The organism is Streptomyces sp. NPDC085524 (genome assembly GCF_044541755.1).
GTDB lineage: Bacteria > Actinomycetota > Actinomycetes > Streptomycetales > Streptomycetaceae > Streptomyces.
In genome coordinates this window covers 13513-25257 of sequence record NZ_JBITTH010000037.1, presented here as the reverse complement: position 1 = coordinate 25257, position 11745 = coordinate 13513, and the positions used below count along the sequence as shown (strand labels likewise).

At 72.7% G+C, this 11745-nt stretch carries 9 protein-coding genes; 1 reads left to right on the top strand and 8 read right to left on the bottom strand.

Translation table 11 applies throughout. From position 1 onward, the window contains the following. Positions 1-186 precede the first annotated feature (186 nt). Positions 187-1683, top strand: a complete 1497-nt coding sequence (locus ACIGFK_RS37935; protein ID WP_376661082.1) for a peptide MFS transporter — start codon at positions 187-189, stop codon at positions 1681-1683. An 81-nt stretch (positions 1684-1764) separates the two neighbouring features. Here the strand turns inward: ACIGFK_RS37935 and ACIGFK_RS37930 are convergent, their stop codons facing one another. The 8 genes from ACIGFK_RS37930 to hutU form a co-directional block, all read right to left on the bottom strand. After that, positions 1765-3051, bottom strand: a complete 1287-nt coding sequence (locus ACIGFK_RS37930; RefSeq protein ID WP_400055497.1) for a hypothetical protein — start codon at positions 3049-3051, stop codon at positions 1765-1767. Between the two features lie 14 nt (positions 3052-3065). Then, positions 3066-4193: a hypothetical protein gene (locus ACIGFK_RS37925; protein WP_376661363.1), complete on the bottom strand. Its 1128-nt coding sequence runs from the start codon at positions 4191-4193 to the stop codon at positions 3066-3068. Further along, positions 4190-5191: a hypothetical protein gene (locus ACIGFK_RS37920; protein WP_400055495.1), complete on the bottom strand. Its 1002-nt coding sequence runs from the start codon at positions 5189-5191 to the stop codon at positions 4190-4192. Before ACIGFK_RS37920 ends, ACIGFK_RS37925 begins: the two co-directional genes overlap by 4 nt. 17 nt (positions 5192-5208) lie before the next feature. Then, positions 5209-5895 carry an LPXTG cell wall anchor domain-containing protein gene (locus tag ACIGFK_RS37915; protein WP_376661361.1) on the bottom strand — a complete coding sequence of 229 codons (687 nt, stop codon included), beginning with the start codon at positions 5893-5895 and terminating at the stop codon, positions 5209-5211. Positions 5896-6015: 120 nt separating this feature from the next. After that, the gene (gene hutI / locus ACIGFK_RS37910; RefSeq protein WP_386469866.1) at positions 6016-7191 is read right to left on the bottom strand and encodes an imidazolonepropionase; all 1176 of its coding nucleotides are present in this window, start codon (positions 7189-7191) and stop codon (positions 6016-6018) included. Positions 7192-7335: 144 nt separating this feature from the next. Further along, complete coding sequence (locus ACIGFK_RS37905) at positions 7336-8673, bottom strand: formimidoylglutamate deiminase (RefSeq protein WP_386469863.1); 1338 nt, start codon at positions 8671-8673, stop codon at positions 7336-7338. Then, positions 8670-9860 (bottom strand): allantoate amidohydrolase, encoded by a 1191-nt coding sequence (locus tag ACIGFK_RS37900; RefSeq protein ID WP_376661365.1) that lies wholly within the window; start codon positions 9858-9860, stop codon positions 8670-8672. The genes ACIGFK_RS37905 and ACIGFK_RS37900 overlap by 4 nt, the downstream gene beginning before the upstream one ends. Positions 9861-10033: 173 nt before the next feature. Then, on the bottom strand, positions 10034-11695 hold the full coding sequence (hutU, locus tag ACIGFK_RS37895; RefSeq protein WP_376661358.1) for a urocanate hydratase: 1662 nt from the start codon (positions 11693-11695) through the stop codon (positions 10034-10036). Positions 11696-11745 lie beyond the last annotated feature (50 nt).

The following is an 11745-nucleotide window of genomic DNA, read 5'->3' as shown; positions in this document are numbered from 1 at the left end:
TGGGCCGGGCCCGAAGCGCGAAGGTGCGCGAGCGGGCGTGGATCCCGGTTACGGATGTCCCCTTCGCCCCCAACCGGGGCGAGACCCCTGGGCGTGGGGTGGGGGATCCGCCGCCGGTGCCGGCACTCGTCCCGGGCGCTGTTCCGCTCACGAAGCGAAGCGTCCCGAGCAAGCAAGGATCGACCCATGGCTTCCAGCCTGACGAGGAACCCGGCGGACACCTCCGCCGAGAAGACCTTCCTCGGCCACCCCAGCGGCCTCGCCTTCCTCTTCATGACGGAGATGTGGGAGCGCTACAGCTTCTACGGCATGCGCGCGCTGCTCGTCCTCTACCTGGCCACCAACGTGGCCGACGGTGGTCTGGGGATGAACGACGCGACCGCGGTCGCGATCTACTCCGTCTACAACGCCATGGTCTACCTGCTCGCCCTCCCGGGCGGCTGGCTCGGTGACCGTGTGTGGGGTGCCCGCAAGGCCGTGGCCGTCGCCGGCGTCGTGATCATGACCGGTCACTTCCTGCTGGCGGTGCCCTCGTCCGTCTCGTTCTTCATCGGCCTGGCGCTCATCGCCGCCGGTTCGGGCGTGCTGAAGGCCAACATCTCCACGATGGTCGGCCAGCTCTACCGGGACAAGAACGACCCGCGCCGCGACGGTGGCTTCACGATCTTCTACATGGGCATCAACCTCGGTGCCTTCGTCGCCCCGCTGACCATCGGCTACGTCGGCCAGGAGGTCAACTGGCACCTGGGCTTCGCCATGGCCGGTGTCGGCATGGCCCTGGGCCTCGGCTTCTACTTCTTCGGCTTCCGCCACCTGAACCCGGTCTCGAACACCGTTCCGAGCCCGCTGAGCGCCGCCGAGAAGTCCTCCGTCGTCAAGAAGGGCCTGATCTGGCTCGGCATCGCCGTCGTCGCCTACGCGGCCATCGGCCTGGCCGGCATCTTCACGATCAACTACGCGCTGTGGCCGCTGACCATCGCCGGTCTGATCCTGCCCGCCTGGGCGATCCTGCGGATCAAGCGCGACAAGGACCTCTCCACGGTCGAGCGGTCCCGCATGTCGGCGTACGTCTGGTTCTTCGCGGCCGCCGCGATCTTCTGGGCGATCTACGACCAGACCGGCTCCACGCTGTCCCTGTTCGCGAAGGACAGCACGGACAGCACTCTGTTCGGCTTCAACTTCCCGGAGAGCTGGTTCCAGTCGCTGAACCCGCTGTTCGTGATGGCCCTCGCCCCGCTCTTCGCGATGCTGTGGGTGGCCCTCGCCAAGCGCTCCAAGGAGCCGACCACCCTGGCGAAGTTCTCCTTCGCGCTGGTCATGATCGGTGCCTCCTTCGGCGTCATGATGGTCGCCCAGGGCCTGGCCGGCGGCGACGCGAAGGTCAGCCCGATGTGGCTGGTCGGCGTGTACTTCATCCAGACCGTCGGTGAGCTCACGCTCTCCCCCGTCGGCCTGTCGCTGACCACCAAGCTGGCACCGCAGAAGTACGCCTCCCAGATGATGGGCGTCTTCTTCCTCGCGGTCACCGCCGGTGACTCGGCCATCGCGCTGCTCCAGCTGATCGGCGCCCCGACGGACACCCAGGGCTGGTTCGCCTCCCAGGGCATCCTGGCCGTCCTCGCCGGCATCGCGATCTACATGTACCGCAAGAAGGTCCAGCCGCTCATGGGCGGCGTGCACTGACGCACCCCCCAGCGGTCGAACGGCCCGGCACACCGGAAGGTGTGCCGGGCCGTTCCGTGTCTCCGTCGTGCTCCGTACGGATTACCGCGTGCCGCGCAGGCGGCGCCACGGGGTGAAGGTGAACACCGCGCCGCCGAGGAGGATCACGGTGCCGGCGACCAGGGCGAGGGCCTTGATGCCGCCCTCGTCCTCGGCGCCGGTCTCGGCGAGGTTGCCCGAGGTGGCGCTGCCGGTGGTGGTGGTCGTCGCGGGCGAGCCGGAGCCGCCCGGCTGGGCGGTGGTGTCCAGCTCCAGCGAGACGCCGGTGCTGGTCGCCTTGCAGGGGACGGTGAGCGGTGCGGAGCCCGCGACCATCGTGACGTCGATCGACATGTCGGCGGGGCTGAGGGTGACCTTGCCCGTCTTGCCGGGCTTGTAGGTGCCCGTCATGTCGCTGAGGCTGACGCCGGCCCCCTGGGCGATGGCCTCGGCGTTCGCCGGGCCGGTGACGTTGACGATGCCGCTGTCACCGCCGCCGAGCTTGATCTGCATCGAGGGCTTGAGCGCGCCCTTGGGCAGGGGCACCGGAGCCTTCATGGCGTCCTTGGCGGTCTTGACCGTCAGGTCGAAGTTCCCGCCGTTCTTCCTGGCGCTGACGGTGACCGGGGTGGTGATGCCGCCCGGGACGGTCTCGCCGCAGTCGAACTTCACGTCGACGGGCTTGCCGGGGAAGTCGGTCTGGCCGCCGGATCCGCCGGTGGCGCCGCCGTTGTTCGTGCCTCCGTTGTTCGTGCCTCCGTTGGTGGCGCCTCCGTTCGTGGCGCCTCCATTGGTCGCGCCGCCGTTGGTCGTGCCGCCGCTGGAGCCGGGCGACACGTCGATGGTGGCCCCGACGCCCACGTCCCCGGTCGGCGCGCACTTGGTGACGAACGTGCCGAAGGAGAAGGTGACGGCCACGTCGTACTTGCCGGGCGTCAGCGTGATCTTCCCGGCCTTGGTCAGCTTGAGCTTGCCCTTCATCGCCGACATCTGCATGGGCGCCTTCTTGGGGATCGGCGGGTTCACCTTGTCCCCGACGACCTTGAGCTCGCCCATCCCGCTGCCCAGCGCGATCCAGCCGGTGGGCTGGACCGAGTCCTTCGGGATGTCCATCAGGTCCGTGTTGTTCGATGCCGGCTTGACGGTCTCCCACACCACGTCCACCTCGTCACCGACCTTCGCGGTGGCCGGCGCCGTGACCTTGGCGGTGGTCTCGCCCTCGACCGGGCTGCCACCCCCGGCCGGCGGAACGCACTTGACCTTGAACGTGGTCTCCGCAGCCTGGGCGGGGGAAGCCGCGATGGCGACACCCGCGCCGCCGAGCAGCAGCGCGACCACTGCCGCGCTCACCCTCCGTTGGGTCTTCACGCTTGTCCCTTCGTCGTCGAACGGTTCTCAGACGGTGCGGACGTCTGTGGTGCTGTCTCCGGCGCGCTGTCCGGGGTGAACCACGGCAGGACAGCCGTGGGGGTCTCGGGAGGTTCCACCGCAGGGGCGGGGGCCGGGCGCGCCGGTCCTCGCAGCGCCGCGATCCTGGGCAGGCGGGCCGTCACGGCCGAGGCGGACTCGGGCTGCGCGCCCCGGTGGCGGCCGCCCGCGGGGGTCTCGCGCGGGCGGACCTTGTCGACGACGGCCATGCCGACGCGGAAGACCGCGGCCGGGATCACCAGCAGGAGCAGGCCCCAGAAGAGCAGCACCCCGTACGGGCGGTCCACGCCCCACGGCTGGGTGGCGACCACCGTCTCGCCGTACTTGAGGGAGATCGTGTAGTCCCCGTAGGCGCCGGCCGTGAGGGCCACGTCCAGGGCGATCTCCGCCTTGCCGCCCGGCGGGATGGTCCCCTTCCAGCGGGCTTCCTCCCACAGCGGCGCGAACACGCCGTGGGCGGTGCCGAGCTGGAAGACCGGGTCCTTGACGGCGGCCGAGCCGAGGTTGCCGACGGTGACCTTGAACTTCCGGGTGGGCGGGGCGCCGAACCAGGTCAGCACCCCGTCCTCGCCCTCCAGCCGGACCCCGGTGAGCATCGCGAGGCGGGCCGTCCCGGACTCGGCGGGCAGCTCGGCCACCTCGTGGTCGGTGATCTTCAGCGGGACGGCCACGGTGGACTGGTCCCCGTTGACCGAGGTGACGTTCACGACGCAGGGGCAGGGCTTGGGCGGGGCCACCACGGGCAGCCCGGCGGTGAAGTGCCCGTCGTCGGCCACCGAGACGGCGGTGCCGTCGGCGTTGGCGCAGCTGTTGGTGCCGCCGATCATGTTCTGGCCGCAGACCAGGAGCATCACCAGCGACTTCGCGCGCCAGCCGGTGCCGGTGACGGTGAGTTCGGTGCCCTTGGCCGCCTCCTGGAGCGAGAGCGCGACGCCCGGCTGGGGGTCCGCGGCCGCGGCCGGGGCCGCCGGGACCAGCGCGAGGGCGCATGCGGCCAGTGCCGCCGCGAGGAGCGTGCGGAGGGGGCGGAGGGCGCGGATCGTGCCGCCGGCCTTGGCGCTCACCTGGCTGCTCCCGTCAGTTCGTGTTCCGGTTCGGGTACGTGGAGGGACGTCGCGTCGGACAGGGGGTCCCGGCGGGCCCGCCGGCCTCGTACGAGGTGCAGCGCGGCCGCCGTCGTGCCGCCGAGGGCGAGCAGGGCGCCGCCCAGCCATCCCGCGAGCCGCCAGGGCACGAACCACGCCGAGGTCGCGGCGGTGGCCCGGGCGCCGCCGGGTGCGGTGACGGTGAGGGTGAAGCGGACCCGGTCGAGGACGGGCGCGGCGGGCCACGGCTCGGTCAGCTCGACCCGCTGCCCCGGCAGGAGTTCCACCGGCAGCGTGCGGGCGCCGCGCTCGGTGTCCTCGCCGAAGGGGCCCCGGGCGCGGACCGACAGCTCGGGGGCGAGGGCCACGTTGCCCCGGTTGACCAGGGTGTACGCGATGACGGCGGCCGCGCCCTTGCCGCGTACGGAGACGTCCTCGACGGTGAGGGCGGCCAGGGTGGGGCCGCCGACCCTCAGGTGGACCCGTACGGCCACCTCGTGGCCGCCCTCGGCGGCGACCACGGCGGCGGGGTGGTCGCCGGGCGGGGACGCGGGCGGCACGGTGACGGTGAAGGGCACCACCGCGCGGGCGCGCGGCGGGATCTTCACCGTGGTCGCGGCGCCGAAGCTGATCCACGCTCCGGCGCCGGGGGCGGCGTTCCCGGGGCCGGGGGCGGCCGGGCGCACGGCGAGCGCGCCCTCCGCGGTGTTGTAGGCGTCGGCCCCGCGCAGGGTGACGGTGCGTTCCCCGTCGGTGGTGTTGGTGAGGGCGAGCCGGTCCTCCAGCACGGTTCCGGCGTTGCCCGCGAGGTAGAAGTACGGGCGGGCACCCCCGGGCGCTGCGGCGGCCGTTCCGGCGGCGGGCCCGGCGGTCCAGCCGGGCTCGTCGGCCGCCGCCGGGTGCGCGGGGGCCGCGTACAGTGCGGCGGCCGTCAGGAGCGGGACGCCTGCGCGCTTGAGGGTGTGGAGCACGGGCATGGCCGGGGGTGCTCCGTTCAGGACCGGGCCCGCTGGCCGCGCCGGGTCAGCCAGAGCACGCCGACGGCGCCGCTCAGCAGCACGGTGCCGCCGAGGGTGCCCAGCGCGAGGGCGGAGTCGGTGGGCCCGGTCTGCGGGAGGGTCTCGCCGCCGCCGGAACCGCCGGACTGCGTGCCGCCACCGCCGCCGGCGGCGGCCGTGACGTCCAGTTCCAGGGAGGGCTTGGGGCTGTTGCCCGGGGTGCACGTGGTCGTGGTCCCCAGCGCCTTGATGGTCAGGACGCCGGCGGTGAAGGTGACCTTGCCGCTCTTCTTGGGCTTGTAGGTGCCCGAGAGGTCGGTGATCTTGATGGGCGTGTTGGCGGGGAGCGCCTCGGCGTTGGGCGCTCCGGAGACCGGCACGGAGGCCTTCTCCGCACCGTCGACGAGGATGACGGCGCTGGGGCTCATCGCGCCCTTGCCGAGCTCGACGGGGCTGGAGGAGACGCCCTTCTGGAAGGACATCGTGAGCTTGTAGCCGTCGCCTTCCTTCACGGCCTTGATGTCGATGGGCGATACCGCCGACTTGTCCCCGATCGGGGTCTTGCAGTCGTAGGCCACGTCGATGACGGCGGCCTGCGCCGCAGGGGCGGCCAGCAGGACCGCCGATCCGGCTGCCAGCGCGGAGGCCAGCGCGAGCGCGGTGGAGCGTTTCCGGTCGGACACCTTCGTCTTCCCCTCGAACCTTGGGCCACAAGTTACTGACGACACATCAGATTGGTGGCTCAAGGTACGCCCGGGGTCTTACGGAGGGAAGACAAAGGGCCGTCCGGAATTGACCGCTCGTCAGTAAGCGCGAACGCCCTTCTGCCACACCGCCGAAACCAGCGGAACACCGGGCCGGTAGGCCAGGTGGACGTGGCTCGGGGCGTCCAGGAGCGCCAGGTCCGCGCGCGCCCCGGGGGTGACCGTCCCGATGTCGGTACGGCGCAGGGCGCGGGCGCCGCCCGCCGTGGCGGACCACAGGGCCTCGTCCGGGGTCATCCGCATGTCGCGCACGGCGAGCGCGATGCAGAACGGCATCGAACTCGTGTAGGAGGAGCCCGGGTTGCAGTCCGTGGACAGGGCCACGGTCGCCCCCGCGTCGATCAGCCGCCGTGCGTCGGGCCACTGGGCGCGGGTGGAGAACTCGGCGCCGGGCAGGAGGGTGGCAACGGTGGTGGCGGACGCCTGGGCGAGCGCGTCGACGTCGGCGTCGGTGAGGTGGGTGCAGTGGTCGGCGGAGGCCGCCTCCAGCTCCACGGCGAGCTGCACGCCCGGGCCGTACGAGAGCTGGTTGGCGTGGACGCGCGGGATCAGGCCGGCGGAGGCTCCGGCGGTGAGGATCGCGCGGGCCTGGTCCCCGTCGAAGGCGCCCTTCTCGCAGAAGACGTCCACCCAGCGGGCGTACGGGGCGCAGGCCTCCAGCATCTCGCCGGTGACCAGGGCCACGTAGCCGGCCGGGTCGTCGGCGTAGTCCGGGGAGACGATGTGCGCGCCGAGGTAGGTGACCTCCTCGGTGTGCGCGGCGGCGATCCGCAGGGCGCGGGCCTCGTCGGCGACGGTGAGGCCGTAGCCGGACTTGGTCTCGAAGGTGGTGGTGCCCTGGCGGCGGGCCTCGTCGAGGTGGCGCAGCAGGTTGGCCTCGAGCTCGGCGTCGGTGGCGGCGCGGGTCGCGGCGACGGTGGTGCGGATGCCGCCGGCGGCGTAGCTGCTGCCGGACATGCGCGCGTTGAACTCGGCGGTGCGGTCGCCCGCGAAGACGAGGTGCGAGTGGGAGTCGACGAAGCCGGGGATCACGGCGCGGCCGTTCGCGTTGAACGCGGTGTCGGCGGCGGGAGCCTTGTCGGCGGGGCCGACCCAGGCGATCTTGTCGTCCTCGATGACGACGGCTGCGTCCTGGATGAGGCCGAGGGGGCCTTCGCCCTGGGCGGGGTCGTTCGTGACGAGGCTGCCGATGTTGGTGATCGCGGTGGTGGTCATGGTTCCTCGTGGTCGTCGAGTGGTTGTGTTCCCCCACCCCGCCCCTTCCCGAAACCGGGGGCTCCGCCCCCCACGCGGCGGAGCCGCACATCCAGTACGGCGGGAAGGGGCGGGGTGGGGGAAGGCCCGCCGCAGGCGGCTCGGTCAGGTGCGGAGGGCGCTGATGGATTCGGCCAGGGCGGAGGGGACGTCCGGGACCAGGGTGTGGGCGCCGTCGCGGACGATGTGGCGGCCGGCGACCACCGTGTGCCGGACGTCCGACGCCGTGGCCGCGAAGACGGCGGTCTCGGCGCCGAGCCTCGCCAGCGCACCGGCCGTGCGTACGGAGTCCAGCGCGATCGTGGTGAAGTCGGCCGGCGCGCCCACCGCCAGGGTGCCCGCGTCGGACCAGCCCAGCGCCGCATGCCCGTCCGCCGTGGCCGCACGCAGCAGCGCCGCCGCAGTCCAGTGGCCGCGCGTACGGCTCGCCAGCCGCTCGTTGAGCTCCATCGCCCGGGCTTCTTCCAGCAGGTCGATCACCGCGTGGCTGTCGCTGCCGAGGGAGAGCGGGCTGCCGGCCCGCTGGAGGCGGACCGCCGGGCCGATGCCGTCCGCGAGGTCGCGTTCGGTGGTGGGGCACATGCAGGTGCCCGTGGTGGTGCCGCCGAGGAGGGCGATGTCCGCGTCGGTGAGGTGGGTGTTGTGGACGCCCGTGGTCCGCGGGCCCAGCACGCCGTGGTCGGCGAGGAGCTGGGTGGGGGTGCGGCCGTGGGCGGCCTGGCAGGCGTCGTTCTCCGCGGTCTGCTCGGACAGGTGCACGTGGAGCGGCGCCCGGCGCTCCTGCGCCCACGCGGCCACCGTGGCCAGCTGCGCCTCCGGGACCGCGCGCACCGAGTGGATCGCGGCGCCGATCAGGGCGTGGTCGCGGGGCTTCAGCGCGCCGGCCCGCTCGGCCCACGCCTCGGCGGTGCCGTCGGAGAAGCGCAGCTGGTGCTGGTTCGGCGCCTCGCCGAAGCCCGCCGACAGGTACGCCGTGTCCAGGAGGGTGATGCGGATGCCGGCCTCGGCGGCGGCCGCGATCAGGGCCTCCCCCATCGCGTTGGGGTCCGCGTAGGCGGCGCCGCCGGGGGCGTGGTGGACGTAGTGGAACTCGCCCACGGCCGTGATGCCGGCCAGCGCCATCTCCGCGTACACGGCCCGCGCGAGCGCGAAGTAGGAGTCCGGGGTGAGGTTCTGGGCGATGGAGTACATGATCTCGCGCCAGGTCCAGAAGGTGCCCGAGCCCACCTGGACCGTGCCGCGCAGGGCCCGGTGGAAGGCGTGGGAGTGCGCGTTGGCCAGACCGGGGAGGGTGAGGCCGCGCAGGATCTCCGCACCCGGGGGCGGGCTCCCGGCCCCGGTCCGGACGGCGGCGATCCGCCCGTCGGCGGATACGTCCAGGGCCACGCCCGGCTCGACGAGGGTGTCGAGCCAGGCGTGTTCCAGCCAGTACGTCTTCGTCACCGGCACGCGAGTCCTTCCAGTACGTCGGCGAGGGCGAGGACGCCCGCCACGCAGTCGTCCTCGGCGGCGAACTCCCGCGGGGAGTGGGAGACGCCGGTCGGGTTCCGTACGAACAGCATCGCGGTCGGGACGGCCGCGGAGAGGATCCCCGCGTCGTGTCCCGCACCCGTGCCGAGGACGGGGACGGCCCCGCCCAGGATCCGGTTCATCTCGTCGCGCAGGGCGTGCTCGAACTCGACGACCGGGGTGAAGGACTCCCGGACGATGCCGAGGTCGATGCCGTCGCGGTCGGCGTGCTCGCGGGCGGCCTTCTCGATGGCGGTGACCACGGTGTCGAGGGTGCCCTGGTCGGCGGCCCGCGAGTCGAGCCAGCCGCGCACCAGCGAGGGGATGGCGTTGACCCCGTTGGGCTCGACCGAGATCTTCCCGAAGGTGGCGACGGCCCCGGCGAGGGCCGCCTCCTGGCGGGCGGCCAGCACGGTCGCCGCGTACGTCAGCATCGGGTCGCGCCGGTCCACGAGCCGGGTGGTTCCGGCGTGGTTGGCCTCGCCGCGGAAGTCGAACCGCCAGCGGCCGTGCGGCCAGATCGCGGAGGCGATGCCGACCCGGTCGCCGGAGAGGTCGAGGGCGCGGCCCTGTTCCACGTGCAGCTCGACGAACGCGCCGATGCGGGCCAGGCGTTCGGGGTCGGCGCCGATGGCGTCGGGGTCGTACCCGGCGTCCTCCATGGCCCGGGGCAGGCTGACGCCGTCCGCGTCGCGGAGCTCGTACGCCTTCTCCTTGGTCAGCTGCCCGGCGGTGAGCCGGGAGCCGACGCAGGCGAGACCGAACCGGGCGCCTTCCTCGTCACCGAAGTTGGTGATGGCCAGGGGCCTGGTGAACGCCACGCCCCTCCTGCGGAGTTCGTCCAGGGCCGCGAAGGAGGACACCACGCCGAGGGGGCCGTCGAAGGCCCCGCCGTCGGGGACGGAGTCCAGGTGCGAGCCGGTGACCACGGCGTCCCCCGCGAGGGGGTCGCCGAGCCAGGCCCACTGGTTGCCGTTGCGGTCGGTCTCGTACGTCAGCCCGCGCGCCTCCGCCTGCGCCTGGAACCAGGTCCGGCAGTCGGCGTCGGCGCCGGTCCACGCGTGGCGGCGGTACCCGCCGGTCTCCGCGTGGCGGCCGATGGGACGGAGCTCGTCCCACATGGCGTGGAACGAGGTGGTGGGCAGTCGTTCCGCCGGGGCGAGGGGGGCACCCCCTGTTCGAGCGGAGTCGAGACCCTGGGGGAGGGTGGGCACCACCGGACCCGCACCCGGCGACGGTGCTCCCGCACCCACCGGGCCGAACCCGTCTCCTGCGGAACGATTGCCCGCACTCATTACGCGTCGCCCTCCCGCATGGGAACGCGGACGCCGCGCTCGTCCGCGACGGACTCGGCGATGTCGTAGCCGGCGTCGACGTGGCGGATGACGCCCATGCCCGGGTCGTTGGTCAGGACGCGGCGGATCTTCTCGCCGGCCAGCGCGGTGCCGTCGGCGACCGTGACCTGGCCCGCGTGGATGGAGCGGCCCATGCCGACGCCGCCGCCGTGGTGGATGGAGACCCAGGAGGCGCCGGAGGCCACGTTGACCATGGCGTTGAGCAGCGGCCAGTCGGCGATCGCGTCGGAGCCGTCCAGCATGGCCTCGGTCTCGCGGTACGGGGAGGCCACCGAGCCGCAGTCGAGGTGGTCGCGGCCGATGGCCAGCGGAGCGGCGAGCGTACCGTCCGCCACCATCTCGTTGAAGCGCTCACCGGCCTTGTCGCGCTCGCCGTAGCCGAGCCAGCAGATGCGCGCGGGCAGGCCCTGGAAGTGGACGCGCTCGCCCGCCATCTTGATCCAGCGGTGCAGGGACTCGTTCTCCGGGAAGAGCTCGAGCATCGCCTTGTCGGTCTTGTGGATGTCCGAGGCCTCGCCCGACAGCGCCGCCCAGCGGAAGGGGCCCTTGCCCTCGCAGAACAGCGGGCGGATGTAGGCCGGGACGAAGCCGGGGAAGGCGAAGGCGCGGTCGTAGCCGGCCAGCTGGGCCTCGCCGCGGATGGAGTTGCCGTAGTCGAAGACCTCGGCGCCCGCGTCCATGAAGCCGACCATGGCCTCGACGTGCTTGGCCATCGACTCGCGGGCCCGGGTGGTGAAGCCAGCCGGGTCCTTGGCGGCGTAGGAGGCCATGTCGTCGAAGTCGACGCCCACCGGGAGGTAGGAGAGCGGGTCGTGCGCCGACGTCTGGTCGGTCACGATGTCGATCGGGGCGCCCTCCGCGAGCATCTGCGGGAGCAGCTCCGCGGCGTTGCCGAGCAGGCCGATGGAGAGCGGCTTGCGGGCGTCGCGCGCCTCGACCGCGAGCTGCAGCGCGTGCCGCAGGTCATTGGCCTTCACGTCCAGGTAGCGGTGCTCGATGCGGCGCTCGATGGCGCGCGGGTCGACGTCGATGCAGATCGCGACGCCGTCGTTCATCGTCACGGCCAGCGGCTGGGCGCCGCCCATGCCGCCGAGGCCGGCGGTGAGGGTGATGGTGCCGGCCAGGGTGCCGCCGAACTTCTTCGCGGCGACGGCCGCGAAGGTCTCGTACGTGCCCTGGAGGATGCCCTGGGTACCGATGTAGATCCACGAACCGGCGGTCATCTGGCCGTACATGGTCAGGCCGAGGTGCTCCAGGCGGCGGAACTCCTCCCAGTTGGCCCAGTCGCCGACCAGGTTGGAGTTGGCGAGCAGGACGCGCGGCGCCCACTCGTGCGTCTGCATCACGCCGACCGGGCGGCCCGACTGGACGAGCATCGTCTCGTCCTGCTTGAGGGTCTGCAGGGTGCGGACCATCGCGTCGTACGAGCGCCAGTCGCGGGCGGCCTTGCCGGTGCCGCCGTAGACGACGAGCTTGTCGGGGTGCTCGGCGACCTCGGGGTCGAGGTTGTTCTGGAGCATCCGCAGCGCGGCTTCCTGCTGCCATCCCAGGGCGCTGAGCTCGGTGCCTCGCGCGGCACGTACGGGGCGGGGTCCTGACATGGCGTTGCCTCCTCCGATGTTGGTAAATCCATTCACATACTCTCGCCCTG